This window comes from Cellulosimicrobium sp. ES-005, assembly GCF_040448685.1.
GTDB lineage: Bacteria > Actinomycetota > Actinomycetes > Actinomycetales > Cellulomonadaceae > Cellulosimicrobium > Cellulosimicrobium cellulans_G.
In genome coordinates, this window is record NZ_CP159290.1 from 4270249 (window position 1) to 4296224 (window position 25976).

Here is a 25976-nt window from a genome sequence, read left to right on the forward strand (position 1 = left end):
GCCCCGGGCGGTGTGACGTCCGTCCAGGACCGCAGAAAAGGTCCTAGGTCCCGGGAGCCGGTCGCGCACGCCACCGCGTCCGACCGCACCGGTGTGAGGTTCGCCCGGTCCGTCGCCCGCGATGCGGGTTCTCGCGCGAGGCCCGGCTACCGTGGGGTCGTGCCCGAGCCCACCGCCCCGCGTTCGTTCTGGGCGGTCGCCCGCCAGCCCCGCGTGGTCGGCCTGCTCGTGCTGTTCCTCCTGGCCGCCGCCGTGTGCGCACGGCTCGGCGTCTGGCAGCTCGACCGCGCGCAGCAGCGGGCCGAGCTCGCGGCGCAGCAGGAGGCCGCGGAGCTCGAGGCCGCCGGGCCCGAGGGCGTCGGGGTGCTGCTCCCGCCGCAGTCCTCCTTCCCGGGCGAGCTCGTCGGTCGGCAGGCCTGGGTCGAGGGGGAGTACGACCCGGAGGGCCAGCTCCTGGTGGAGAACCGTGCGCTCGACGGCCGGGTGGGCTACCTCATCCTCACGCCGCTGCACGTGACCGACGACGGGACGCAGGGCGCGTCGTGGGCCGGTCTCTCGGGCGCTCCCGTGCTGCCCGTGGTCCGCGGCTGGGTCGAGACGCCCGAGGAGAGTGCCGCGCTCGACCCGCCGGACGGCGTCGTGCGGCTCACGGGCTACCTCCAGGCCTCGGAGGCCGCCGGCCAGGGCGGCTCCGCCCCGGGGCTCACGGACGCCATCTCGACCGGGGCGCTCGTCAACGAGTGGGGCGGACCGATGTACTCGGGGTACCTCGTGCTCCTGTCGTCCGACCCCGAGCAGCCCTCGGCGGCCGAGGGCGGCCCGGCGCAGCTCCCGCGCCCGACGATCGAGGGCGGCACGGGTCTCAACCTCCAGAACCTCTTCTACGCGCTGCAGTGGTGGGTGTTCGGCGGCTTCGCCGTGCTGCTGTGGATCCGCCTGGTGCGCGACGAGGCGGCGGGCGGCAAGCGCCGCACCCGCGGTGACGGCGGCGGCATCGCCGGCCTCCCGGACCCCGCCGAGATCGACCCGCCCGGCTCGACGTCGACCTCCTGAGGGTCGATCTCGGACGTACGGGTCGACCTCGCGCCGCGCCTCGACGCGTGGACCCGCCCCCGCGGGCGTCGTCACCGACGAAGAGCCCGCTCGACGCGCCGCACGATCGTCGCCGGGTCGCCCAGGTCCGCCCAGACGACCCGGAGCACGACCCACCCCGCCTCCACGAGCGCGTCGTGCCGCGCCTTCTCCTGCTGCAGGCGCGACCGCGGGTCCCCGAAGTCGCCACCCGAGTACTTGACCGCGCCGTCGAACTCCACCGCGACCCGGTGCTCCGGCCAGCCGAGGTCCACCCACAGACTCCCGCGCCACGTCGGGACCTCGAGCCCGGGCACGGGAGCCGGCAGCCCGGCGTCGTGCACGACCCACCGCACGACCGACTCCCCGGGCGACTCCGACCGGGCGTCCGCGAGCCCGACGACGGCGCGTGCCCGGCGGACGCCGCGCCGCCCCGCGGCCTCCGCGAGCAGGGCGCCGAGCACCGCCGGGTCGGCCCCCGCGCGCAGCGCCGAGTCGGCGACGACCAGAGCCTGCGCTCCCGGCAGGGAGCGGGCGCAGTCCACGACCGTGCGCTCCAGCGTCGTGACCGGGAGACCTGCGACGAGGGTGCGGTCACGGACCGGGAGCGGGGTCCAGTGCCGGCGGAGCGCCGGCTCGCGGGTCTGCGCCGCCTTGGGCGGGCGGAGCTGGGTGACGTGGACGACGTCGGCCAGCCGCCAGGTCCAGCAGCCGTGCAGCAGCGCGGCGCTCGTGTGGCTGAACCAGTACGCGCTCGACAGCCGCTCGGCGACGGCGCTGACGCGACGCAGCACCAGCTCGCGGCGGAGCTGCGCGGGGCTCGCGTCGGCAGGGACCGGCGGGAGGTAGACGCCGCGCCGGACGCGGTCGAGGGTCCCGTCCCGGGTGCGGCGGGCGAGCTCCGTGCGCCGCTCCTCCGAGAAGCGGGTCGCCGTCGGCGGGACGGGGCGCTCGGTCCGGCGGTCGTCGTCGGGGCGCCGGGGCGCGGCGTCGGGAGAGGTGACGTCCGCACGCCCGTCCGACGACGTGCGGCCCGGTGGGGTGTCGCGGGCGGGCGGCTCCACGGGCGCGGCGTCGCGCGCCGGGGTGGCCCGGGGCAGGGTGTCGATCGGCGGGATGTCGTGCGGCATGGTGCCGAGCGTGGCCGACGCGGGCGGGACGCGGGGCGTCACGCCGTGGTCTGTGGACAACCGAACCCGCGAGATCGACCCCAGCGTCCGAGATCGACCCTCTGGAGGTCGATCTCGAGACGGCCGGGTCGATCTCGCGGGCGGCTACTCCTGCTGCCAGGAGTGCCAGAGACGGGCGTAGTCGCCGCCCGCCGCGACGAGCTCGTCGTGCGGGCCGATCTCGCTGATGCGGCCGTCGTCGACCACGGCGACGCGGTCGGCGTCGTGCGCGGTGTGCAGGCGGTGCGCGATCGCGACGACGGTCCGGCCCGCGAGGACGGCGTCGAGCGAGCGTTCGAGGTGGCGGGCCGCGCGCGGGTCGAGGAGCGACGTCGCCTCGTCCAGCACGAGCGTGTGCGGGTCGAGGAGCACGAGCCGCGCGAGCGCGACCTGCTGCGCCTGCGCGGGGGTCAGCACGTGCCCGCCCGATCCGACGGTCGTCTCCAGGCCGTCGGGCAGGGACTCCGCCCAGCCGCGCGCGTCCACGGCGTCGAGCGCGTCGCGGAGCTCGGCGTCGCTCGCGTCGACCTTCGCGAGCCGCAGGTTGTCCGCCAGGGTCCCGACGAACACGTGGTGCTCCTGCGTGACGAGCGCGACCTGACGGCGCAGGTCCTCCAGCGGCAGGTCGACGAGGCGGACGCCGCCGGAGCGCACCGACCCGGCGGTGGGCGGGTGGATGCCCGCGAGCATGCGCCCGAGCGTCGACTTGCCCGCGCCGGACGGACCGACGACGGCGAGCCGCTCGCCCGGCTCGAGGTCCAGCGAGACGCCGTGCAGCACGGGGTGGCCCTCGCGGTACGCGTACTCGACGTCGCGCGCGACGAGCCGGTCGCCGTCGGGCACGTCGCCCGTCGCGGTGCGGTCGCCGGGGACCTGCGCGACGCCGACGATCCGGGCGTAGGACGCCGCGGCGACCTGGATCTCGTCGAGCCAGAAGATGAGGTTCCACACCGGCCCCGCGAGCTGGAACGCGTACGTGGTCACCGTGGCGACCGCGCCGAGCGTCGTCTGCCCCTGCGAGAGCAGCCACGCGCCCCACACGAGCGCCGCGACGGGCGCGATCGCGATCGCGAGGTCGATGCCGGGGAACAGCACGGTGCGCAGCCCGAGCGTGTACTTCTCCGACTCGTACGCCTCGGTGAGGTCGGCGCGCACGCGGGCCTGGCGCCGCTCGGTGAGCGAGAGCGCGTCGACCGTGCGCGCGCCCTCCACGTTCTCCGTGATGGTGCCGTTGAGCGTCGCGTACGCGGCGGCCTCGCGCTGGTAGCCCGCCGACGCGCGCCGGAGGTACCAGCGCGAGACGACGACGAGCAGCGGGACCCCGACGAACAGCGCGATCGCGACCAGCGGCGCGACGACGACCGACGCCACGACCGTGAGCACGAGCGTCACGACGGCGACGAGGAGCTGCGGCACGCCGAAGCGCACCGCGTGCTGGATGCGGTCGACGTCGTTGGTCGTGCGGGCGACGAGGTCGCCCGTGCCCGCGCGCTCGACCGTCGAGAGGGGGAGCGAGGTCACCGTCTCGACGAGGTCCTCGCGCAGCTCGGCGAACACCGTCTCGCCGAACACCATGGACAGGCGCTGGGCGTACCGGCGGAGCACCGCCTGCGCGACGACGGCCCCCGCGCCGACGGCGACGACCGTCGTCACGTAGGACGACGTCGTGCCCTCGGTGACGGCGTCGACGAGCCGGCCGAGCAGCCAGGGCCCGACGAGCCCGGCGACGGCGGCGAGGGTGTGGAGCACGGCGATGAGCACGAACGTGCCGCGGTGGCGGGCGAAGAGCCGCCCGGCGGCGGCGCGGACGGCGGGGCCGTCGGCGACGGGGAGCTTCACGACTCTCCTCCTTCGGGTGCGGTGTGGGCGAGCACGGGGGACTCGTCGAGCGAGCGCCCGACGACGCGCAGGTAGCGGGCCGCGTCGTCGTCCGGCGCGGTGCCGGACGCGTGGGCGCGGTCGACGAGGTCCCGGTGCGTGCCGCGCGCGGTGACGCGGCCGCCCTCGAGGAGCAGCACCTCGTCGACGTGCTCGAGCACGAGCGGCGAGGCGGTGACGACGAGCGTCGTGCGTCCGCGCCGGGCGTCGGCGAGGCGCGCGGCGATCCGTGCCTCCGTGTGGGCGTCGACGGCGCTCGTCGGCTCGACGAGCACGAGGACCTCGGGCTCCGTGAGCAGGGCGCGCGCGAGCGCGACGCGCTGGCGCTGCCCGCCCGACAGCGAGCGACCCTTCTCGGGCAGCTCGCCCGCGAGGCCGTCGGGGACGGAGTCGAGCACGTCGTGGGCGTCGGCGACGGTGACGGCGGCGAGAACGTCGGCCTCGGTCGCGGCACCCCGCGGGTCGAGCTCGTCGCGCAGCGCGCCCGAGAAGAGCTGGGGCGTCGCCTCGGCGACGACGACCCGGCGCCGGAGCGCGTGCTTGTCCAGGTCGGCGAGGAGCGTCCCGCCGAGCCGCACGGGCGTCGCGGCCTCCGCGGCGTCGTCGAACCGGCCCAGGCGTGTCGCCACGGCCGCCGACGCGTCGGGGTCCGCGGACACGAGCGCGACCACGCGGCCCGGCTCGAGGACCAGGCCGCTCGTCTCGTCGACGAGGGGGCTGCCCTCGGGCGGCATGGGCGCGGTGGCCGGCGTCGCGCCTGCGGCGGGCTCGACCGCGAGGACGCGCACGATCTTGCGCGACGCGACGTGGGCGCGCGTCGCGATGTTGAGCATCTGCGTCGCGACCTGCAGCGGCCAGCCGAGGAACGCCGCGTACCCGTAGAACGCGACGAGCTGCCCGGGCGTGATGTCGCCGCGCAGGGCCGCCGTCGCGCCCAGGTAGACGACGAGCACGACGAGGAGGCCCGGCAGGAGCACCTGCAGGGCGTCGAGCGTGGCCTGCGTGTGCGCGACCTTGACCCCCGCCTCGCGCACCTTCTGCGACTGGCGCGCGTAGCGGCCGACGAACACGCCCTCGCCGCCGATGCCGCGCAGGATCCGCAGGCCGGAGACGGTGTCGGCGCCGAGCGTCGTGAGCCGGCCCTGCGCCTCGCGCTGCGCGGCCTGGCGCTGCTGGAGCGGCTTGACGAGCAGCGCGAGCACCGCCGCCACGACCGGCAGGCCCAGCACGACGACGAGCCCGAGCTGGAGCGACGTCGAGAGCATGATGACCGCCACCACGACGTACGCGCCGAGCGCGCCGAGGAACTGGCCCATCATCGAGAAGAGCTGGCCGACGCGCATGGCGTCGCTCGCCACGGTCGACACGACCTCGCCCGTGGGCAGCTCCTCCGTGATCGCGTCGCCGGAGCGCGCGGTGACGTCGCCCACGAGCTGGGACGTCGTGAGCGCGGAGCGCAGCCAGTTCGCGATGTCGAACCGGTGCTGCGTGACCCCGGTGACGACGATCCCGAGGCCGAGCGCGAGCAGGAGGCCCGCCCAGCGCCACAGCTCCGGCCCGAACCCCTCCGCGAGCCCCTCGTCGAGCGCGCGGCCGAGCATGTACGGCTGGAACGCCTGGCACGCGAAGTTGGCCAGGCCGAGCAGCACGGAGACGGTGAGCACGGTCCACTGACGACGGGCCAGCCAGAGCAGGTAGCGCGTCGGTCCGCGCAGGTCGGGGGTCCCCGGGTCGGGGAGGGGGAGGGGTCGCACGGTGTTCTACCCTAGGTTCGGCGTCCGACACGCGGCGACGCATTAACGGCGGCGACCGCGTCACACGCCACCGCGGCGGCACGGACCGCCGCGGCCGTCTCGCCCGGAACGAGGACCCCTCCCATGACCACGCAGGACCCGGCCACCCCCACCGACACGCCCGCCCCCGCCGGCGCGGCGACGCCCAGCACGGAGGCCGCCCGCACCGCGATCCGCAAGGCGCGCGGCGCGCTCGCCCGCTACCGGGTCCTCGCGATCATCACCGGTGTGATGCTCCTCGTCCTGTGCGTCGAGATGCTCGTCAAGTACGGGGTCGGCCAGCTCGTCGACGTCGACGGGGTCATGCGGTACGTCTCGTGGATCCCCTTCGCCCACGGCTGGATCTACGTCGTCTACCTCGTGACGGTCCTCGACCTGTGGACCAAGATGCGGTGGGGCTGGGGCCGCCTCGCGGCCATGGTCTTCGCGGGCGTCGTGCCGGTCATGTCGTTCATCCTCGAGAAGAAGGTGCACGCCGAGGCCGAGGCCAAGCTCGCCGTCCTGGAGGAGCAGTACGCGTCATGACGACGCCGCTCGCGCCCCTCGTCGCACCCGGCCCCGAGCTGACCACCGCGGAGCTCGAGCGGTACGCGCGCCACCTCGCGCTGCCCGGCGTCGGCCCCGAGGGGCAGCGCCGTCTCGCCGCCGCGCGCGTGCTCGTCGTCGGCGCGGGCGGCCTCGGCAGCCCCGCCCTGCTCTACCTGGCCGCCGCGGGCGTGGGCACGATCGGCATCGTCGACGACGACGTCGTCGACACCTCCAACCTCCAGCGGCAGGTCATCCACGGCGGTCCTGACGTCGGGCGCCGCAAGGTCGACTCCGCGCACGACGCCATCGCCGACGTCAACCCGCACGTGCGCGTCGTCGAGCACGCGGTCCGCCTCGACGTGGACACCGCGCTCGACGTGCTGCGCGGCTACGACGTCGTGCTCGACGGCGCCGACAACTTCCCCACGCGCTACCTCGTCTCCGACGCGGCCGAGGTGCTCGGCCTGCCCGTGGTCTGGGGCTCGATCTACCGCTTCCAGGGGCAGGTCAGCGTCTTCTGGGGCGCGCCCCGGTTCGCCCTGCCCGACGATGTCCCGCGCCCGGGCGGCGCGGCTCCCGACGGCCCGGGGGACGGCGAGGCGCGCGGGGTCACCTACCGCGACGTGTTCCCCGTCCCGCCCCCGCCCGGTGCCGCGCCCGACTGCGCGACCGGCGGCGTGTTCGGCGCGATGTGCGGGACCGTCGGCTCCGTCATGGCGACCGAGGCGATCAAGCTCGTCACCGGCGCCGGCACGACGCTGCTCGGCCGCCTCGCCGTCTACGACGCGCTCGACCTCTCGTGGCGCCAGCTCACCGTGCGCGCCGACCCGACCCGCGACCCCGTCACCGCGCTCCTGCCGGGCGACGACGCCTACGCCGCGTTCTGCGGACTGGCCCCGGCGACGTCGGTCGCGCGGCCGGTCACGGGGGAGCGCGACGTCACCGCGCGCGACGCGGCGGCCCTGCTGGGCGACGACGGCACGGCCCCGTACCTGCTCGACGTGCGCGAGGACTGGGAGGCGCAGGTGCGTCCCCTGCCCGGGTCGACCCTCGTGCCGAGCGGCACGTTCCTCACGGGCGACCCCGCCGCGGCGCTCGCGGACCTCCCGACGGACCGACCCGTGCTCGTCCTGTGCGCGGTCGGCGGCCGCTCGGCCCGCGTCGCCGACGTCGCGCGCGCCGCCGGGATCGACGCCCGCTCGGTCGTCGGCGGCGTCCCCGCCCTCCTCGACGCCCTGGAAACGACCCCGGCCACCTAGTCCGCCCCCGCCGAGCAGGTGGACGTCGCGGGTCCTGGTCGGCTGACGAGCCAGGACGGCCTGATCCGCTGGCGGGACCGGCGTCAGAGGGCGAGGTCGAGTCGACCCTGGGGGGACGAGCTCGCGAGGGCGCCCTCGCGGCGGGGGATGCGGCCGGCACCGGCGGCGAGGCGGCCCGACTCGACGGCGAGGCGCATCGCGTGCGCCATGCGGACCGGGTCGGCGGCGCGCGTGACGGCGGTCGCGAGCAGGACGCCGGCGCACCCGAGCTCCATGGCCTGCGCGGCGTCGGACGCCGTGCCGATCCCCGCGTCGAGGATCACGGGCACGCGCGCGGCGGCGGCGATCGCCTCGATGTTGCGGGGGTTGAGGATGCCGAGGCCGGTGCCGATCGGCGCACCGAGGGGCATGACGGCGGCGCACCCGACGTCCTCGAGCCGGCGCGCGAGGATCGGGTCGTCGTTCGTGTAGGGCAGCACGACGAACCCGTCGCGCACGAGCTGCTCGGCCGCCTCGACGAGGCCGACGGGGTCGGGCAGGAGCGTGACGTCGTCCGCGATCACCTCGAGCTTGACCCACTCGGTGCCGCACGCCTCGCGCGCGAGGTGCGCGGTGAGCACGGCCTCGCGCACCGAGAAGCACCCGGCCGTGTTGGGCAGCGCCCGGATGCCGAGTCGCGCGAGGAGCGCCCAGATCCCGGCGTCGGGGGAGGCCACGCCACCGGCGCGCACGGCGACGCGGCGCATCGCGACGGTCGTCAGTGCGGTGCCCGAGGCGACGAGCGCGTCCTCGAGCGTGAGCAGGTTCGCCGCCCCGCCGGTGCCCATGACGAGGCGGGACCCGATCGTCGTGCCGGCGACGACGAGCGGGTCGCCGCCGTCCGACGGTCGGTGCGCGGGCGCGGGGGAGATGTCGGTCGTGGTCACGGGTCCTCCTCAGCCGCCCTGGACGGCGGTCACGATCTCGATGCGGTCACCCGGCGCGACGACGGTCGTCGCCCACGAGCCGCGCGGCACGACGGCGTCGTCCACCGCGACGGCGACGCCCTGCGGCGTCCCGTCGGCGACGTACGCGGGCACGAGCGCCGCGACGAGCTGCTCGAGGTGCACGGGGGCGTCGAGCGGGTACGGCTCGCCGTTGACGAGCGCGGTCGGAGCAGGTCGGGTCACGGAGATCACCTCGGTGTCGTCAGGGAGAACGCGGCGGACCGGACGGTGCCGAACCCGGGGTCGCTCCCCAGGTCGGGCCCGCCGTGGGGAGCGATCCCGGGTTCGGCGAAGCGGTCGGTGCGGGTGGGGGCGAGGGCGGCCGCGACGGTGGGCGAGAGCGCGGCACCCGTGAGCCCGGCCATCACCGCGTCGGCGGTGAGCGGCGCGAGCAGGATGCCGTTGCGGCCGTGCCCCGTCGCGAGGTGCAGCCCCGGGACGCCGGTCGGACCGACGAGCGGGAGGTTGTCCGGGGTCGCGGGGCGCGCCCGGGGCGTCACGTCGACGAGCGCGGCCTCGTCGATCCCGGGCAGCAGGGCGCGCGCGTCGCGCAGCAGGGCGAAGACGCCGCCCGCGGTCGCGCGGCGGTCGTCGGGGTTCTCCTCGGTGGTCGCGCCGACGACGACCTCCCGGTGACCCGCGACGCCGCGACCCTGCCCGTCCGGGACCGGGTCGCGCGGCACGACGTACACGGGTCGCCCCTGCACGACCCCGCGCACCACGTGCTCCAGCGCGAGGTCCGGCCCGGCGTCGAGCCTCAACGTCTGCCCCTTGACCGGCCGGGTCGGCACGACGACGCCCGGCACGTCCGCGAGGAGCGCTCCGGACTCCCATCCCGCCGCGACGACGACCGCGCCCGCCGCGTGGAGCCGGCCCGCGTCGTCGTGCACGCCCACGACCCGCCCGGCCCGGCCGAGCGCGAGCCGCGTCGCGGACGCCCGCACGACGACGGCGCCTGCCGCGGATCCGGTGCCCGACCCCGCGAGCGTCCCCGGCCCGGAGCCCGCTCCGGTGCCGCCACCGACCAGGCCGTGCAGCCCGCCGAGCAGGGCGGCGTGCACCGCGCGCGGGTCGACCGCGTGGTCGTCCGGCGCCCAGGCGGCGCCCGCGACCCGCGGGCCGAGATACGGCTCGCGCCGACGGGCGTCGGCGACGGTGAGCTCGCGCGAGGCGAGGCCGTGCTCCGCGTGGAGGGCGAGGACGCGGCGGAGCAGGGCGAGGTCGTCGGCGTCGTAGGCGAGCGTGAGGGTGCCCGCGGTGCGCAGACCGACGTCGGCCCCGGTCGCGGCGCGCAGGTCGGCGGCGAACCCCGGCCACGCCGCGGCGGCGGCGAGGTGCAGGCGCAGCGCCGCGTCCTCGCCGAAGTCGGCCTCCGTGACGGGGGCGAGCATCCCGGCCGCGGCGTGCGTCGCGCCGTCGCCCGGCGCCGGGTCCAGCACCGTGACCGACAGGCCGGCGCGCACGGCGCGCCACGCCACGGCGAGCCCCACGATCCCGCCGCCCACGACGACGAGGTCGCGCGCGCCGTCGGGCGCGGCAGGGCCGGCTCCCGGCGGGCGGGGCCCGGGACGGACGGGGGTGTGCATGCGCGCTCCCTTCGCTGGCATGACCCAGATCAGGTTCGACGGTCGGCTCCGACGCCCTCTCAGCCCCGTGCGGGGCTCCCGTGCTGTCGGCCACAGTACCCGCGCGGGGGAGCGGGCGCGGCTAGGCTCCGGCGGGTGAGCACCGAGACCTTCGCCACGCCCGCGAACCCCGCCGTGCCGGCTGCGGACGACGCGCGGGCCCGGCTCGCCGACGCACGCGTCTACCTGTGCACCGACGCGCGCGAGGAGCGCGGCGACCTCGAGGACTTCCTGCGGGCGGCGCTCGCGGGCGGGGTCGACGTGGTCCAGCTCCGCGACAAGACGCTCGTCGCGGCGCGCGAGCTCGAGCTCCAGGAGCTCGTCGCACGGGTCGCGACGGAGCACGGCGCCCTGTGGGCCGTGAACGACCGGGCCGACGTGGCGGCGCTCACCGGTGCACCCGTCGTCCACATGGGTCAGGGCGACCTGCCGGTCTCCGCGGTGCGATCCCTGCTCGGGGCCGCGCCGGTGCTCGGCCGGTCCACCCACTCGGCCGACCAGGCGGCCGCGGCCGAGGCGGACCCGGACGTCGACTACTTCTGCGTGGGCCCCCTCTGGGCGACGCCGACGAAGCCGGGGCGCGCCGCGGTCGGGCTCGACCTGCTGCGCGACGTCGCCGCGACCCGGCCCACGACGCCCTGGTTCGCGATCGGCGGGATCGACGCGGAGCGGCTGGACGCGGTCCTCGACGCCGGGGCGACCCGCGTCGTCGTCGTGCGGGCGATCACGCAGGCGCCAGACCCGGAGGCGGCCGCCCGGGCGCTGCGCGGGCGGGTCGCCGAGCGAGCGGCCGAGCGCGCCGCCGAGCCCACCGGCGCCTGAGACGCGGGACGGGACCGCGCCGCGCGGCGACTATCCTGGAGCCGTGACGTCACCCGCCACCGCTCCCGACACCCCCACCACCGCCGAGGTCGCCGCGACCCCGCGCCCCGTGCTCGTCGTCGACTTCGGCGCCCAGTACGCGCAGCTCATCGCGCGCCGCGTGCGCGAGGCCAAGGTCTACTCCGAGATCGTGCCGCACACCTTCACGGTCGAGCAGATGCTCGCGAAGGACCCGGTGGCGATCATCCTCTCCGGCGGGCCGTCGTCGGTGTACGCGACCGGCGCCCCGTTCGTCGACCCGGCGCTGTTCGAGGCCGGCGTGCCCGTGATGGGCATCTGCTACGGCTTCCAGGCCATGGCCAAGGCGCTCGGCGGCGAGGTCGCCCAGACGGGCCTGCGCGAGTACGGCGGCACCGAGGTCGAGGTGTGCGCCGCGGGCGTGCTGCTCGACGGCACGCCGGAGCACCAGACCACGTGGATGAGCCACGGCGACGCGGTGCACCGCGCGCCCGAGGGCTTCGAGGTCCTCGCGACGTCGTCGGGCTCGCCGGTCGCCGCGTTCGAGGACCGCGAGCGTCGCCTCTACGGCGTGCAGTGGCACCCCGAGGTCAAGCACTCCGCGCACGGCCAGACCGTGCTGGAGCACTTCCTGTACGACGGCGCCGGGCTGGCCCCGGACTGGACGCCCGGCAACGTCATCGCGGACCAGGTCGCGGCGATCCGCGCCCAGGTCGGCGACGCGCGCGTCATCTGCGCGCTCTCGGGCGGCGTCGACTCCGCCGTCGCCGCGGCGCTCGTGCAGCGCGCGGTGGGCGACCAGCTCACGTGCGTGCACGTCGACCACGGGCTGATGCGCGCGGGCGAGGTCGAGCAGATCGAGCGCGACTTCGTCGCGGCGACGGGCGTCAACCTCGTGATCCGCGACGAGAAGGAGCGGTTCCTCACGGCGCTCGCCGGGCACAGCGACCCGGAGACCAAGCGCAAGATCATCGGCCGCGAGTTCATCCGCGTGTTCGAGGACGCCGCGCGCCAGATCGTCGAGGACGCGGGCGAGCACGGCGCCGAGGTGAAGTTCCTCGTGCAGGGCACGCTCTACCCGGACGTCGTCGAGTCCGGCGGCGGCGAGGGCGCGGCGAACATCAAGAGCCACCACAACGTCGGCGGCCTGCCCGACGACCTGCAGTTCTCGCTCGTCGAGCCGCTGCGCACCCTGTTCAAGGACGAGGTCCGCGCGGTCGGCCGCGAGCTCGGCGTGCCCGAGGAGATCGTCGCGCGCCAGCCGTTCCCGGGTCCCGGGCTCGGCATCCGCATCGTCGGCGAGGTCACGGCGGACCGCCTCGAGACGCTGCGCGCGGCCGACGCGATCGCGCGCGAGGAGCTGACGAAGGCGGGACTCGACGACGAGATCTGGCAGTGCCCGGTCGTGCTGCTCGCCGACGTCCGCTCGGTCGGCGTCCAGGGCGACGGCCGCACCTACGGCCACCCGATCGTGCTGCGCCCCGTCTCGTCCGAGGACGCGATGACGGCCGACTGGACGCGCCTGCCCTACGACGTGCTGTCCGTCATCTCGACGCGCATCACCAACGAGGTCTCCGAGGTCAACCGCGTCGTGCTCGACGTGACGAGCAAGCCCCCGGGCACCATCGAGTGGGAGTGACCCCCTAGCGGGACGGACGGGCCCGACGATCCACGGCGATCGTCGCGGCCCGTTCGTATGCCCGCTCCACGTCGGCGAGCACGCGCGGCCAGCCCGCCGACGACGGCACGTCGCGGTTGTGCGCGACGATCCGGTCGAGCAGGTCGTCCTCGGTCGCGAGCCGCACGAGCGCGTCGGCGAGCCCGGCGTCGTCGTCCGCGAGGAGCGCGTCGACGCCGTCGGTGAGGCGCTCCGCGACGCCCGACTGCGAGCGGGTGAGCACCGCCAGCCCGGCGGCCTGGCCCTCGAGCGCGGCGATGCCGAACGCCTCCTCGACGGCGGGCGCGGCGAACACGTCGGCCCGTGCGTAGAGGCGCTTGAGCCCGGTCGCGTCGAGGCGGCCGGGCAGCGACACGACCGACCCCAGCCCGTGCTCCGTGACGAAGCGCCGCGCGTCGGCCAGCTCCGGTCCGTCCCCGGCGAGCGTCACGTGGAGCGCCCCCTCGGGGAGGCGCCCGACGGCGTCCCGCACGACCTCCAGGAACGGCAGCACGCGCTTGCGCGGCGCGAACCGCGTCGCGGCCACGACGTGGACGGCCGCGCCCTCCATGCGGTCGGCGCGCTCGGTGCGGGGGACGCGCCACGCGTCGAGGTCGAGGCCGTTGTGCAGGACCACGACCTCGCCGTGGTCGCCGACGATGCGGCGCAGGGGAGCGGCGGTCAGCTCGCTCACCGCCGACCAGAGCACGGGCCAGCTCGACCAGCGTGTGACGCGGTCGAGCGCGGCGAACGCCTTCTCGGCCCCGCCCCACACGCTGTGCACGGTGAGCACGGCGGGCAGCCCGGCGCGCACGACCGTGCGCAGCGACGCCTGCGTCGAGGGGGTGAGGACGCCCATGTGCAGGTGCACGACGTCGGGCCGGTCCGCGCCGAGGATCCGCGCCACGTGGTGCGGCGCGCGCGGGTGGACGGGGTAGCCGCCCGGCACGCGTGCCGCCAGCCGGTGCACCGTGACGTCGCCGTCCCGCTCGGTCGACACGCCGTGCGCGCCGGGGCGCGCCGGCGTGGTGCACACGACCGCGACGTCGTGGCCGGCCGCCGCCTGCTGCTGCGCGAGCCGCGCGACCTGGGTCTCGATCCCGCCGAGCAGGGGGAGGTAGCAGTCGGTCAGGTGGGTGATGCGCACGGTCGGCATCCTCCCATCCCGGCGCGGCGCTGAGGTGCGCGTTCGCCGCGCGGGGGACCGCCGTCGTCGCTACCGTGGGTCCCGTATGGGTGGTTCGACCGCCCTGCGGCGGACCCGCGCCCGCGGGTCGCGGACCGCGGTGCGGCAGCAGGTGGGTCCTGACGAAGGGGAGAACGCGCCATGTCGAGCACCGTCACCGTCACGCCGGCCAAGGGGGCCCGAGGCATCGGCCTCGTGTCGATCATCGCCGGCATCGTCCTCCTCCTCGCGGGCATCGGCACCTGGATCGTGGTGGCGAACCAGCTGTCCGCCGAGGAGATCACCGTCTCGGACGACGCGTCGTTCCTGGCGGGCCGCCACGTCAACGGGCCGCTCACCGCGTACGCGCAGGCCGAGGTCATCAACAAGCACGCGCTCGAGGCGAGCGGCGGCCAGACGTACGCCGAGCTCGACCAGGACGACCCCACGCGGCAGACGGTCATGACGGCGTCGTTCCTCCGGGCGTCGCTCTTCACGTCCGTCGTCGCGTTCGGGGTGTGCCTGCTCGTCATGGGGCTCGGCATCCTGTTCATCCTCGTCGGGATCGCGCTCCGGCGACTCGCGGGCGGCCCCAGCGTCGCGGTCGAGACGCCGGGGGCGTACACGTCGTCGGGCGACCTGTCGGACGCGGGACGCCACGCCGCCCCCGTGCACGCGGAGCCCGCGCGGACCGCCCCGCCCGTCCGTCCGGAGCCGACTCGTCCCGTCGAGGCGCCGGGCCGCACGTCCGCGCTCTCGACGCCCGGCGCCGAGGCCCGCGCGGCCGCGACCCCGGTCGAGCCGACCGGCGCACCGGGCACCGGGACGCCGTCCGCCCCCGGCGCGTCGCCCGCCGCCTCACCGGACACGACGCCGCCCGTGACCGGACCCACGGGCACCTCGCCCGAGCGCCGGGGTGACGAGCCCACCCCCTGATCGTCCCGGCCGTCCGTCCGGACGCCGAGGACCCGTTCCCACCGGGTCGCACCGGGGAGAGCGTGCGGGGCGGCGTCGCTCGGACACGGCGAGGGGCCGTGGCACACGTGCCACGGCCCCTCGGTGTCTCCCGCCCGGGTGTGCGTCCCCGGTCACCGGTCCGCGCGCGACGGGTCCGGGCTCAGCCGCGCCGGCGCCGAGCCCCCGAGACGATCGACCCGACCACGAGCGTGAGGCCCGCCGCGGCGAGCACGACGATCGTGGCCAGCCCGAGGTCGACCCGCGCACCGAGTGCGGCGGCGAGGACGACGACGCCGAACGCGACGAGGACGAATCCCCACACGATCGTGGAGACGCGCGGTCCGCGCCGGCCGGGCGACGGGGGTCCGGCGGGCGCGACGGGCGACGCGGGAGCCGAGGGCGTCGAGGGCGTCGCCGAGGCGGACGGCCCGACCGGTGGCACGGCACCGGCGGCCTGGCCGGACGTCGTCGTGCCGTCCGGAGCAGCACCCGTGTGCGCAGGCGTCGCGGGCACGCCCACGTCCAGGACGGAGGTCTCCCCGTCCAGTGCCTGCGTGGTGGGCAGCGGCTCCGTGGGGTGGACCGCGGGTCGGGGCGACCCGAGCGGCTCCGTGGCCGGAGGCTCGGTGGTCAGCGGGACCGTCGGGTGGGCGTCCGCCTTCGGGGACCCGGCCTGCGGGGTGTCGAACAGCTCGTCGCCGAGCGGCCGCGTCTCGTCGTCGCGGCGTCCGGAGTCGTTCATCAGTCCTCCTCGATCGTGATCTGGCCGGCACCGACCTCGACCCGCAGCACGAGCAGCGGGTCGTCGCCGGACTGGACCTCGTCGTTGTCGAACGTGACCGGCTGCGTGCTGACGCCGCCGATCTCCTGCCGGTCGCCGTCGACGTGCCAGCGGGCGTTCCCGGCGAGCACCTGGACCTGGGCGCGGACGGGGACGCCGTCGGGCACGACGACGGTCGCGTCCCCGGCGCCGAGCTGGATCGGGACCTCCACGGGGGACGCGCCGGACGCGTCGGACAGGTCCAGCCCGGAGAGGTCGATCGTCGGGTCGCCGAAGGTCACGCCGAAGCCCTCCTCGGCGACGTCCGGGTCGGTCACGCGGTGCGTGCTGTCCGTGACGGTCCGCACGGAGTCGTCGAGGAAGAACGTGAACGGGGCGGACCGCCACGCGGACGCGGGGAGCGCGACGACCAGCAGGAGCACCGCGAGCCAGCCGAGGCCGCCGCTGGTGCGCCCGCGCAGGCCGCTCACGACGATCGCCAGGCCCGCGAGGATCCCGGACAAGCCCGCCCAGGTGAGGAACACGGGCCAGGGCAGCTCGCCCTGCCGGTCGACGACGAGCAGGAACGCACCGAGCAGGAGGCTCAGCCCGACCACGACCCCCGTCGTGGTCGCGCCGGGTCCGCGAGGCCGCGGGGGCTTCGGCGGCTGGGGGGCGCGCGGAGGCCTCGGGGGCTGCTGCGCGGACGGGTTCCGCGGTCCCTGGTGGGCCCGCTGCGGTGCCGCGGTCGCGCCGAGCGGTGCGCCCGGGGCGTACGGGGGGAGGGGCGCGGTGGCGCCGGGCGCGGTCGAGGCGTACGGGCTCGTCTCGGCGGACCAGGTCGTGCGGTCCTGCGGACCCGACGGCGCGGTGCCCGACGGCGCTCCCGGGGAGCCCCACGGGGCGTCGGCCGGCGCGGGGTCGCCACCGGCAGCGCCCGGACCGTAGCCCGGCCCGCCCGGACCGTAGCCCGGCCCGCCCGGACCGTAGGCCGGCCCGCCCGGACCGTAGCCCGGTCCACCTGGGCCGTGGCCGGGTGCGCCGGGGCCACCGGGCCACGGCGGCGCCTGCGGCGGTGCGCCCTGGGGCCCCCGGGGGCCGCGCTGGGTGAGCGCGGAGACCACGACGACCGCCACGGTGACGAACGCCGCGACCCAGAACAGGCCGGTCAGCCACCCGAGGTGGAGCGCGTCCCACCACGACCACCAGCCGCCGCCCCAGGAGAACCCGACGACGACGAACGCGGCCGCGCCGAGCAGCGCGACGTCCACGTTGCCGCGGAACGCCTCCTGGAGGTGGATGCGCCCGTCCCGACGCTCCGGCAGCAGGGCCCAGGCCGCGCCGTAGAGGACGAGCCCGGCGCCCGACAGGAAGAACGTCACGAAGAGGAGCCCGCGCACGATGAGCGGGTCGATCCCGAACCGCTCGGCGACGCCGGACGCGACGCCGCCGATCCACCGGTCGTCCGAGCGGAAGATGCCCACGCGGCGGACGGCGTCGAAGAAGCCGTCGGTGCCGTTCGGGCGGGTCCCGCCAGGGCCCTGCGGAGGGCCCTGGGGGCTGCCCTGCGGAGGGCCCTGGCCGGGGTCGGACGGGCCGGCGGGCCCGGCCCACGCGGGGTCGGGTCCGCTCGGCCCGGGAGGGACGGTGCCGGGCTGCGCGCCGGACGCGTCGGCGGCGCCGCCGGAGGGCCCGGGCTGGGCGCCGGGTCCGGGAAGGTCGGGAGTGCTCATGGCCACCATGCTGGCCCGGGAGCCGGCCCGCCGGTATCGGGTGCCACCCTGACCCGACCCTGAACCGGCCGCGGACCGACCCTGGTTTCCCCGTCCGGGGACGCTCCGGGCGCCCGCGACGTGTGACGATCGGGGGGTGACGACTCCTGCCCGCCCCGGCCCGCGGCCCGGTGCACCCACCGGTCCCGGGCCCGGTTCCCGACCGCGCGGCCTGCCGCTGCGCCGCCCCGAGCGCGGCCGGTGGGTCGCGGGCGTGTGCGCCGGGCTCGCGGCCCACCTGGGCGTGAGCGTCGGGGTGGTGCGCCTCGTGATGGCGCTCCTCGGGCTCGCGGGCGGCGCGGGCGTCGCGCTCTACGTGTTCTGGTGGCTCACGGTCCCGTCCGGCGACCCGGCCGCGGCACGGGACGAGCAGCGCCCGGCGTCGCTGTCGCGGCTCGCCCCCCGGCTCCAGGGCAGCGTGCGCCGCCTGCCCGTGCGCGACGTCGCGATCGGCGTCGTCCTGCTGGGCGGTGCCGCGCTGCTCGTGGCGCTGCGCACGGGCGTCGACGTCGAGGTGTCGTGGGTGATCCCGGTCCTCATCGCGCTCGCGGGCGCGGCGCTCGCGTGGAGCCAGCTCGACGCCGTCGAGCGCGGCCGGCTGCTCACCCGTGCCGGCGGGCGCACGCCCGCCGGGGTCCTCCGCATCGCGGGCGGCGTCGTGCTCGTCCTCGTGGGCATCGTCCTCCTCGTGGGGCAGGACGCGCGGCCCACCCAGATCGTCCGCGCGGCGGTCGCGGCGGTCGCGGTGCTCGCCGGCGTCGCGATCGTGCTCGCGCCGTGGTGGCTCAAGCTCGTGCGCGAGCTCGGCGACGAGCGCGCCGCGCGCGCCCGCGAGGCCGAGCGCGCCGACATCGCGGCGCACCTGCACGACTCGGTGCTGCAGACGCTCGCCCTCATCCGCGCCCGGTCGTCCGACGCCGACACCGTCGCGCGCCTCGCGCGCGCCCAGGAGCGCGAGCTGCGCGAGTGGCTGTACGACGACCGCCCCTCGCCCGGGACGTCGCTCGCCGCCGAGCTGCGCGGGCTCGTCGCGGAGGTCGAGGACGGGCGCGTGGGCCGTCGTGCGGAGCCCATCGGCGCGCCCGTCGGGGCGCCCGGCGGGTCGACCGGCGAGACCGACCCCGGGCCGGTCGTGGTCGACGTCGTCGTGGTGGGCGACTGCACGCCCACCCAGGAGACCGCGGCGCTGCTGCAGGCGACGCGCGAGGCGCTCGTCAACGCCGTCGCGCACGGCGGTCCGCCCTACTCGGTCTACCTGGAGGTCAGCGACGCGGCCGTCGAGGTCTTCGTGCGCGACCGCGGCGACGGCTTCGACATGGAGGACGTCGCACCCGACCGGTTCGGCGTCCGCGAGTCGATCCTCGGCCGGGTCCAGCGCCGCGGCGGGAAGGCCGAGATCATCAGCAGGCCCGGATGGGGCACGGAGGTACGGTTGCGCGTGCCGCGCGCCCTGACGGCCGAGCCCGAGCCCGCCCGCCCGCCGTCGAGCGCACCGTCGAGCGCACCGTCGAACCAGGAGACCCCGTGACGACCATCCCCAGCACGCCGGCCGCCGGCGGACCCGCGACCGGCCCCGTCCCGGTGGTGCTCGTCGACGACCACCACATGTTCCGGGCGGGAGTGCGCGCGAGCCTCGACCCCGCCCTCGTCACCGTGGTGGGGGAGGCGGACGACGTCGAGTCCGCCGTCGCGCGCGTGCACGAGCTGCGCCCCCCGGTCGTGCTCCTCGACGTGCACCTGCCGGGCGGCAGCGGGGGCGGCGGCGCGGAGGTCGTCCAGCGCTGCGCCGACGTGCTCGGCGACGTGCGGTTCCTCGCGCTGTCGGTGTCCGACGCCGCGGAGGACGTCGTCGCGGTCATCCGCGCCGGTGCGCGCGGCTACGTGACGAAGGCGATCTCCGGGCCGGACCTGTCGGCCGCCGTCGGGCAGGTCGCGGGCGGCGACGCGGTGTTCTCGCCGCGCCTCGCGGGCTTCGTGCTCGACGCGTTCGGCACGGGGGCGGGCGACGTCGCGGTGCGCGACGACGAGCTGGACCGGCTGTCCGCGCGCGAGCAGGAGGTCATGCGCCTCATCGCGCGCGGGTACACCTACCGCGAGGTCGCGTCCGAGCTGTTCATCTCGATCAAGACGGTCGAGACCCACGTCTCCGCGGTCCTGCGCAAGCTCCAGCTGTCCTCCCGCCACGAGCTCACCCGCTGGGCGGCCCAGCGCCGCCTCCTCTAGCGGCACCGCCCCGTGTCGCGCGCCCGCCCCGGGCCTGACGCACACTGGCGGGTGTGAGCATGGCAGCCCGTGCCCCGCGCCGCGAGCCCGCTGCCGCTCGGTGGGGGTGGATCGTGGCCGCCGTCGTGGCGGTGCTGGCGTTCGCGGTGCGGTGGCACCTCGTCGGCGGCTCGGCCGGGGTCGGTGCGTACCGCGGGTACGACGACGGCGTGTACTTCTCGGCGGCGGTGGCGTTCGTGCACGGCCGCCTGCCCTACCGGGACTTCCTGTTGCTGCACCCGCCCGGCTCGATGCTCGCCCTGACGCCCTTCGCGGGGCTCACCGCATGGACGAGCGACGACCACGCCCTGGTCGCCGCGCGCGTCGGCCTCATGCTCGTCGGCGCGGCCAACGCCGTGCTCGTGACGCGCGTCGCGCGCCGGTGGGGCGCGACGGCCGCGGTCGTGGGCGGCGTCCTGTACGCGGTGTCCTACGCCGCGGCGTGGGCCGAGCGCCTCACGCTGCTCGAGCCCCTGGGCTCCCTGTGCCTGCTCGGCGGGGTCGTGCTGCTGCTCCGGGGCCTCGACGCACGCCGGGAGGGCACCGGCAGCGGGCGTCTCTGGGCGTGGGCGGGCGGCGCCGTCCTCGGGCTCGGCGCGACGGTCAAGATCTGGGGCGTCGTGCCGCTGGCCGTCGTGCTCCTCTGGCTCCTGGCCGTCGCCGGGTGGCGCACCGCCGCCCGCGCCGCCGCGGGCGCCGTCGTCGCGCTGGCGACCGTGCTGCTGCCGTTCCTCCTCGCTGCGGGCCCGGACATGGTCCGCATGGTGGTGCTCTCCCAGCTCGGCCGGCCGCGGGAGCCGAAAGACCTCGAGCAGCGGCTCGTGTGGATCACGGGGACGGGAGGTCTCGAGGAGCTCGTGTCGCCCCGGGCCCAGGTCGCGGCCGTCTGGACCGTGCTGGTGCTGCTGACCGTCGCGGCGGTCGTCGCCTGGGCCGGGCGGCGGGGACGGCTCTGGGTCGTGCTGCTCGTGGCGCAGGTCGGCGTGCTGCTGGCCGCGCCGTCCGCGTACGCGCAGTACGCCGCCTTCCCGGCGCCCGCCCTGGTCCTCGTCCTGGCAGCGGCGTGCTCGCTCCTGCCGCGCCCGGGCCGGGTCGTGGCGGGGACGGTCCTGAGCGCCGGGGCGGGAGCCCTCCTGGTGGCGGCCGTGCTGACCGCGCCCCGCTTCGTGCCCCTCCCGACGGCCGAGGTCGCGGCCCGGCTCCCGGACGACGGCTGCGTGCGCGCCGACTCCCCCGGGATGCTGGCCGTCCTCGACGTGCTGAGCCGCGACCTGGAGCGCGGCTGCGAGCTCCCGGTGGACCTCTCGGGGTACACCTACGACCTCGGCGCGCGCGACGCCGACGGGGAGGCCGTCCCGCGCCGTCGGAACCTCGCCTGGCAGGCCGAGGCGCTGCGCTACCTGACCTCGGGGACGTCCGCCGTCCTCGTGCGGACGACCGGCGACGGGTTCAGCGACGAGACGTGGCGGGCTCTCGACGAGGCGACGACGACCGTGCTCGACCGCCCGGGCGTGCGGGTGCTGGTCCCGCACGACGACCCGGCGCGACCGGGAGGCTGAGTCAGCGGCTACCCGGAGCGGCGACGCGCGCCGTGGCCGTCGCCGGGGGCGTCGGCGGGCCAGGCGGGGGAGAGGGTCACCACGTCGCCGACGACGGTCACGGCCGGCGGGCGGACGCCCGCCTCGCGCGCGCGGTCGGCGATGGTCGCGAGGGTGCCGACGGTCGTGCGCTGGCGCGGGCCGTAGCCGTCCTCCACGACCGCGACCGGCGTCTCGGGCGGACGGCCCTGCGCCACGAGCGCGGCGGCCGTCTCCGCGAGGCGAGAGACGCCCATGAGCAGGACGACCGTGTGGTCGGTCGCGGCGGGGACCTTGCCGACGTCCTCGTGCCCGGTGAGCACGGTGAACCCGCGCGACAGGCCGCGGTGCGTGACGGGGATGCCCGCCGCGGCGGGCACGGAGACGGCGCTCGTCACGCCCGGGACGACCTCGACCGGGATGCCGTGCTCGCGGCACGCCTCGGCCTCCTCGCCGCCGCGCCCGAACACGTAGGGGTCGCCGCCCTTGAGCCGCACGACCCGCCGCCCGACGAGCGCGTGGTGCACGAGGATCCGGTTGATCTCCGCCTGCGGCACCGGGTGGTGGCCCGGCGTCTTGCCGACGTCCACGACCTCGACGTCGTCGCCGAGCTCGGCGAGCAGGCCGCGCGGCCCGAGCCGGTCGACCACGACGACGTCCGCCTCCGCCAGGAGGCGGCGTCCCCGCACCGAGATCAGCCCGGCGTCGCCGGGGCCGCCCCCGACGAGCGCGACCGTCCCCACCGGCCGCACGAGCGGCTCCGAGACGGCCCCGGCGCGGGGGGCGTCGTCGTCGGCCGTGGGGCGCGTGCCCGCCGGGCGGACCGCACGGAGCGGGAGCTCTCCCGTCTCGAGCAGCGCCGCGACGGCGTCGCGGACGCGCTGGGCGCGGCGCGGGTCCCGGCCCGCGTTGACGGACACCGTGACCTCCGCGGCCGGGGCGCCGCGGGACGCGCCGCCCGGGACGCGCGTGCGTGCCACGGCGGGCACCCACGCGGTCGCGAGGTCCGCGTCGCCCGCGGCGACGCAGAAGACCCGGTCGGCCTCGGCGTCGGCGGCGACCTGGGAGTCCACGCCCGGGTCGCCGGTCGCGGTGTGGACGAGCCACGCGCCGTCGAGGTCCCCGGTGAGGTAGTCGCGCCGCACCCACGACAGCCGCGCACCGTGGTCCGCGGGCAGGGCGACGTGCCCGTGCGCGTCGCCGGCGGGGCCGTGCACCGCGAGCAGCTCCGCGAGGTCCTCGCAGACGAACGGCGCGACGACGGTCACGACGGCGCCCGCGTCGAGGAGCCCCCGCGTGCGGCGCGCCGCGACGGGGCCGCCGCCGACGACGACGGCCCGGCGACCGTCGAGACGCAGGCCCAGGGGGTACGTCTCGTGCTCGGGTGCGGTCACGGCGTCCAGCCTAGATCGCGTACGAGCCGGGCCGGGACGCCGGACGCCGGGCGGCGGCGAGCGCGTCGCCGACCATGCCGGCGGCGAGCGTGCCGCCGTCCTGGGCGTCGACGAGCAGGAACGCGCCCGTGCGGCGGGCCACGACGTACTCCTCGGCCGCGACGGGCGACGCGAGCCGCAGGGTCACGCGGCCGATGTCGTTGAGGTCGAGGCGCTCGGCCGGGTCGAGCTCGGCGGTGTCGAGGTCGAGCCGCCCGACGACGTCGCGCACCACCGCCTGCACCGTGCGGGTCGTGTGCTTGAGCAGCACGCGCGCGCCGGGCAGGAGCGGGCGGTCGCTGAGCCACGCGACGGTGCCCTCGACGTCCTGCGTGACCTCGGGGGCCTCCGCGGCGGAGGCGATGAGGTCGCCGCGCGCGACGTCCACGTCGTCGGCGAGGCGGATCGTCACGGACTGCGGCGCGAACGCCTCCGTGAGCACCTCGCCGGACGCGAGCGAGTCGGCCGTGTCGATCCCGACGACGGTCGTGCGGCGACCGGACGGCAGCACGACGACCTCGTCCCCGACCGTCACGACGCCCGACGCCACCTGCCCGGCGTACCCGCGGTAGTCGCGGTAGCGCTCGTCGGCCGCCGCCTGCGGGCGGATGACCACCTGGACGGGGAAGCGGAACGCCTCGGTCTCCGGGTCGTCGCCCGTCGGGAGCTCCTCGAGCAGCTCGAGCAGGCTCGGGCCGTCGTACCAGGGCGTGTTCGCGCTCGCGCGGTCCACCACGTTGTCGCCCACGAGCGCGGACACCGGGATGGTGTGCACGTCGCCGACGCCGAGCGAGGTCGCGGCCGCGCGGATGTCCGCCGCGAGCTCCTCGTACCGGGCCTCGCTGTAGTCGACGAGGTCGATCTTGTTGACCGCGACGACGACGTGCGGCACGCGCAGGAGGCTCGCGACCGCGAGGTGGCGGCGCGTCTGCTCGAGCAGGCCCTTGCGCGCGTCGATGAGCAGCACGACGACGTCCGCCGTCGACGCTCCCGTGACGGTGTTGCGCGTGTACTGCACGTGCCCGGGGCAGTCGGCGAGGATGAACGACCGGCGCGCGGTCGCGAAGTACCGGTACGCCACGTCGATCGTGATGCCCTGCTCGCGCTCGGCGCGCAGTCCGTCCGTGAGGAGCGCGAGGTCGGCCGACTCGAGGCCGCGGTCGCGCGAGACGCGCTCGACGGCGTCGAGCTGGTCCGCGAGCACGGACTTCGAGTCGAAGAGGAGGCGGCCCACGAGCGTGGACTTGCCGTCGTCGACGGAGCCCGCCGTCGCGAGGCGCAGCAGCGTGCCGCGGCGCGCGTCGTCGAGCGGGACGGTCGTGCCCTCGGTGACGGCGCCGGTGCTGGTCTGGGTGCCCATCAGAAGTACCCCTCCTTCTTGCGGTCCTCCATGGCGGCCTCGGAGAGGCGGTCGTCGGCGCGGGTCGCGCCGCGCTCGGTGATGCGCGTCGCGGCGACCTCGGCGATGACGTCCTCGACGCCCGTCGCGTCCGACCGCACGGCGCCGGTGCACGACATGTCGCCGACGGTCCGGTAGCGCACCGTCTCGGTCCGCCGCGACGCGGCCTCGGCGTCCGTGCGGGGCTCCGAGTACGGCCCGACGGCGAGCAGCATCCCGTCGCGGTCGAACACCTCGCGCTCGTGTGCGTAGTAGAGCTCGGGGAGCTCGATGCGCTCGCGTGCGATGTAGCGCCACACGTCGAGCTCGGTCCAGTTCGACAGCGGGAACACGCGGACGTGCTCGCCGGGCCGGTGGCGCCCGTTGTAGAGGTTCCACAGCTCCGGGCGCTGGTTGCGCGGGTCCCACTGTCCGAACTCGTCGCGCAGCGAGAACACGCGCTCCTTGGCGCGCGCCTTCTCCTCGTCGCGCCGGCCGCCGCCGAACACGGCGTCGAACTTGTGCCCCGAGATCGCGTCGAGCAGCGGCTGCGTCTGCAGGGGGTTGCGCGTCCCGTCCGCGCGCTCGCGCAGGCGGCCGTCGTCGAGGTAGTCCTGGACGCTCGCGACCTCGAGCCGCAGGCCCAGGCGGGCCGCCGTCGCGTCGCGGTAGGCGAGCACCTCGGGGAAGTTGTGGCCCGTGTCCACGTGCAGCACCGGGAACGGCACGGGGCCGGGCGCGAACGCCTTGACCGCGAGGTGCAGCATCACCACGGAGTCCTTGCCGCCGCTGAACAGCAGCACGGGGCGCTCGAACTCGGCCACCACCTCGCGGACGATGTGGATGCCCTCGCTCTCGAGCGCGTCGAGCTGCGCGAGACGGCGCCCGCCGGGCAGCGCCGAGCCGGGGACCGGCGCGTCCGCGCGGGCGCCGGCGGGAGCACCGGCGGGGGAGCCCGGTGCGTCGGTCGTCAGGTCGATGGTCGTCATGCCCGTCCTCATACGTGGAGTCCGCACTCTGTCTTGTCGAGCCCCGCCCAGCGGCCGGCCCTCGGGTCCTCGCCCGGCGCGACGCGCCGGGTGCACGGCTGGCAGCCGATCGACGGGTAGCCGTCGTTCAGCAGGGGGTTGAGGATCACCTGGTGCCGCGCGGCGTACGCGAGCAGGTCGTCGAACGACCAGGCCGCGAGCGGGTTGATCTTCACGAGCCCGTTCTTCTCGTCGAACGTGACGAGGGGCGTGCCCGTCCGGGTCGGCGCCTCGTCACGGCGCACCCCCGTGACCCACACCTCGTAGCCCGCGAGCGTGCGGTGCAGGGGCTCGACCTTGCGCATCTGGCAGCACAGGCCGGGGTCGCGCGAGAACAGGTCCTTGCCGTGCGCGGCGTCCTGCTGGGCGACCGTGAGCTCGGGCCGGACGTCGACGATCGTCACGTCCATCTGCTGCTCGACGGCGTCCCGCGTGCCGACCGTCTCGGCGAAGTGGTACCCCGTGTCGAGGAACAGCACGTCGACCCAGGGGATCTGCGCCGCCACGACGTGGGGGAGCACGGCGTCGGCCATGGAGCACGCCACCGCGACGGACGTCCCGAACTCGCGCGCAGCCCAGGCGATGACCTCCTCCGCGGTCGCCTCGGGGCGCGTGGCGCCCTCGACGCCGGGCGTGCCCGCGCCGTGCAGCAGCGCCGCGCCGCGCCGCGCGATCTCGCGCAGCTCGTCGAGCGACCGCTTCGGCCGGCCGTGCCGCGCGCGCTCCGCGTGGTGCGCGGCCTTCGCGCTCTCGCGCTGCTCGGCCCTGGCCTGCGCCGCGGCGCGCAGCGCGGCCAGTGGGTCGGGAGCGCCCGACGGCGAGGTGCCGGCCGTCGTCG

The 25976-nt window shown here is 76.6% G+C and carries 22 protein-coding genes and 1 riboswitch; of the genes, 9 read left to right on the forward strand and 13 right to left on the reverse strand.

Going from position 1 to position 25976, the window contains the following annotated elements:
- The first annotated feature begins 159 nt into the window (after positions 1 to 159).
- A complete protein-coding gene (locus tag ABRQ22_RS19110) occupies positions 160 to 1053 on the forward strand; it encodes an SURF1 family protein (RefSeq protein ID WP_353707830.1) in 894 nt (297 codons plus the stop codon).
- 71 nt (positions 1054 to 1124) lie between these two features.
- Here ABRQ22_RS19110 and ABRQ22_RS19115 read toward each other — a convergent pair whose 3' ends face one another.
- From ABRQ22_RS19115 to ABRQ22_RS19125, 3 genes are all read right to left on the reverse strand, one after another.
- Positions 1125 to 2243 (reverse strand): hypothetical protein, encoded by a 1119-nt coding sequence (locus ABRQ22_RS19115; RefSeq protein ID WP_353707831.1) that lies wholly within the window; start codon positions 2241 to 2243, stop codon positions 1125 to 1127.
- 102 nt (positions 2244 to 2345) lie between these two features.
- Positions 2346 to 4079, reverse strand: coding sequence for an ABC transporter ATP-binding protein (locus tag ABRQ22_RS19120; protein WP_253050857.1), 1734 nt, complete (start codon positions 4077 to 4079; stop codon positions 2346 to 2348).
- A complete protein-coding gene (locus tag ABRQ22_RS19125) occupies positions 4076 to 5872 on the reverse strand; it encodes an ABC transporter ATP-binding protein (RefSeq protein ID WP_253050858.1) in 1797 nt (598 codons plus the stop codon). The genes ABRQ22_RS19120 and ABRQ22_RS19125 overlap by 4 nt, the downstream gene beginning before the upstream one ends.
- A 123-nt stretch (positions 5873 to 5995) precedes the next feature.
- On the opposite strand from ABRQ22_RS19125, the gene ABRQ22_RS19130 reads away from it, so the two are divergent.
- Together ABRQ22_RS19130 and ABRQ22_RS19135 are read left to right on the forward strand one after the other, a co-directional pair.
- The gene (locus ABRQ22_RS19130) at positions 5996 to 6436 is read left to right on the forward strand and encodes a DUF3817 domain-containing protein (protein WP_353707832.1); all 441 of its coding nucleotides are present in this window, start codon (positions 5996 to 5998) and stop codon (positions 6434 to 6436) included.
- The gene (locus ABRQ22_RS19135; protein WP_353707833.1) at positions 6433 to 7698 is read left to right on the forward strand and encodes a ThiF family adenylyltransferase; all 1266 of its coding nucleotides are present in this window, start codon (positions 6433 to 6435) and stop codon (positions 7696 to 7698) included. Before ABRQ22_RS19130 ends, ABRQ22_RS19135 begins: the two co-directional genes overlap by 4 nt.
- An 83-nt stretch (positions 7699 to 7781) precedes the next feature.
- On the opposite strand, the gene ABRQ22_RS19140 is transcribed toward ABRQ22_RS19135, so the two are convergent.
- From ABRQ22_RS19140 to ABRQ22_RS19150, 3 genes are all read right to left on the reverse strand, one after another.
- Positions 7782 to 8525, reverse strand: coding sequence for a thiazole synthase (locus ABRQ22_RS19140; RefSeq protein ID WP_253051422.1), 744 nt, complete (start codon positions 8523 to 8525; stop codon positions 7782 to 7784).
- 108 nt (positions 8526 to 8633) lie between these two features.
- Positions 8634 to 8867 carry a sulfur carrier protein ThiS gene (gene thiS / locus ABRQ22_RS19145; RefSeq protein WP_308202266.1) on the reverse strand — a complete coding sequence of 78 codons (234 nt, stop codon included), beginning with the start codon at positions 8865 to 8867 and terminating at the stop codon, positions 8634 to 8636.
- Positions 8868 to 8872: 5 nt separating this feature from the next.
- Entirely contained in the window at positions 8873 to 10270 is a 1398-nt protein-coding gene (locus ABRQ22_RS19150; RefSeq protein WP_353707834.1) for an FAD-dependent oxidoreductase, read from the reverse strand.
- A gap of 4 nt (positions 10271 to 10274) precedes the next feature.
- A riboswitch (TPP riboswitch) is annotated at positions 10275 to 10354 on the reverse strand.
- Between the two features lie 90 nt (positions 10355 to 10444).
- On the opposite strand from ABRQ22_RS19150, the gene thiE reads away from it, so the two are divergent.
- Both thiE and guaA read left to right on the forward strand, forming a co-directional pair.
- Positions 10445 to 11131 carry a thiamine phosphate synthase gene (gene thiE / locus ABRQ22_RS19155; RefSeq protein WP_353709584.1) on the forward strand — a complete coding sequence of 229 codons (687 nt, stop codon included), beginning with the start codon at positions 10445 to 10447 and terminating at the stop codon, positions 11129 to 11131.
- A gap of 43 nt (positions 11132 to 11174) precedes the next feature.
- Positions 11175 to 12788, forward strand: coding sequence for a glutamine-hydrolyzing GMP synthase (gene guaA, locus ABRQ22_RS19160; RefSeq protein ID WP_308202267.1), 1614 nt, complete (start codon positions 11175 to 11177; stop codon positions 12786 to 12788).
- 4 nt (positions 12789 to 12792) lie between these two features.
- Here guaA and ABRQ22_RS19165 read toward each other — a convergent pair whose 3' ends face one another.
- Complete coding sequence (locus ABRQ22_RS19165) at positions 12793 to 13953, reverse strand: glycosyltransferase family 4 protein (RefSeq protein ID WP_353707835.1); 1161 nt, start codon at positions 13951 to 13953, stop codon at positions 12793 to 12795.
- A 180-nt stretch (positions 13954 to 14133) separates the two neighbouring features.
- Between ABRQ22_RS19165 and ABRQ22_RS19170 the strand changes: the two genes are divergently transcribed.
- Positions 14134 to 14907 (forward strand): hypothetical protein, encoded by a 774-nt coding sequence (locus tag ABRQ22_RS19170; protein WP_353707836.1) that lies wholly within the window; start codon positions 14134 to 14136, stop codon positions 14905 to 14907.
- 181 nt (positions 14908 to 15088) lie between these two features.
- Here ABRQ22_RS19170 and ABRQ22_RS19175 read toward each other — a convergent pair whose 3' ends face one another.
- Positions 15089 to 15670, reverse strand: a complete 582-nt coding sequence (locus ABRQ22_RS19175) for a hypothetical protein (protein WP_353707837.1) — start codon at positions 15668 to 15670, stop codon at positions 15089 to 15091.
- Positions 15670 to 17421 (reverse strand): PspC domain-containing protein, encoded by a 1752-nt coding sequence (locus ABRQ22_RS19180; RefSeq protein ID WP_353707838.1) that lies wholly within the window; start codon positions 17419 to 17421, stop codon positions 15670 to 15672. Before ABRQ22_RS19180 ends, ABRQ22_RS19175 begins: the two co-directional genes overlap by 1 nt.
- 136 nt (positions 17422 to 17557) lie before the next feature.
- Between ABRQ22_RS19180 and ABRQ22_RS19185 the strand changes: the two genes are divergently transcribed.
- The 3 genes from ABRQ22_RS19185 to ABRQ22_RS19195 all read left to right on the forward strand — a co-directional run bounded on the left by ABRQ22_RS19185 (position 17558) and on the right by ABRQ22_RS19195 (position 21281).
- The gene (locus tag ABRQ22_RS19185) at positions 17558 to 18988 is read left to right on the forward strand and encodes a PspC domain-containing protein (protein WP_353707839.1); all 1431 of its coding nucleotides are present in this window, start codon (positions 17558 to 17560) and stop codon (positions 18986 to 18988) included.
- Between the two features lie 77 nt (positions 18989 to 19065).
- Positions 19066 to 19683, forward strand: coding sequence for a response regulator transcription factor (locus tag ABRQ22_RS19190; RefSeq protein WP_253051426.1), 618 nt, complete (start codon positions 19066 to 19068; stop codon positions 19681 to 19683).
- Positions 19684 to 19736: 53 nt separating this feature from the next.
- A complete protein-coding gene (locus ABRQ22_RS19195; RefSeq protein WP_353707840.1) occupies positions 19737 to 21281 on the forward strand; it encodes a hypothetical protein in 1545 nt (514 codons plus the stop codon).
- Positions 21282 to 21289: 8 nt separating this feature from the next.
- On the opposite strand, the gene cobA is transcribed toward ABRQ22_RS19195, so the two are convergent.
- Genes cobA through ABRQ22_RS19215 form a run of 4 tightly spaced genes read right to left on the reverse strand, consistent with a single transcriptional unit; the run spans position 21290 to position 25821 of the window.
- Positions 21290 to 22693 (reverse strand): uroporphyrinogen-III C-methyltransferase, encoded by a 1404-nt coding sequence (gene cobA / locus ABRQ22_RS19200; protein WP_353707841.1) that lies wholly within the window; start codon positions 22691 to 22693, stop codon positions 21290 to 21292.
- 10 nt (positions 22694 to 22703) lie between these two features.
- The gene (locus tag ABRQ22_RS19205; RefSeq protein WP_353707842.1) at positions 22704 to 24092 is read right to left on the reverse strand and encodes a GTP-binding protein; all 1389 of its coding nucleotides are present in this window, start codon (positions 24090 to 24092) and stop codon (positions 22704 to 22706) included.
- Positions 24092 to 25099, reverse strand: a complete 1008-nt coding sequence (gene cysD / locus ABRQ22_RS19210) for a sulfate adenylyltransferase subunit CysD (RefSeq protein ID WP_353707843.1) — start codon at positions 25097 to 25099, stop codon at positions 24092 to 24094. Before cysD ends, ABRQ22_RS19205 begins: the two co-directional genes overlap by 1 nt.
- A gap of 8 nt (positions 25100 to 25107) precedes the next feature.
- On the reverse strand, positions 25108 to 25821 hold the full coding sequence (locus tag ABRQ22_RS19215) for a phosphoadenylyl-sulfate reductase (RefSeq protein ID WP_353709585.1): 714 nt from the start codon (positions 25819 to 25821) through the stop codon (positions 25108 to 25110).
- Positions 25822 to 25976: the final 155 nt, after the last annotated feature.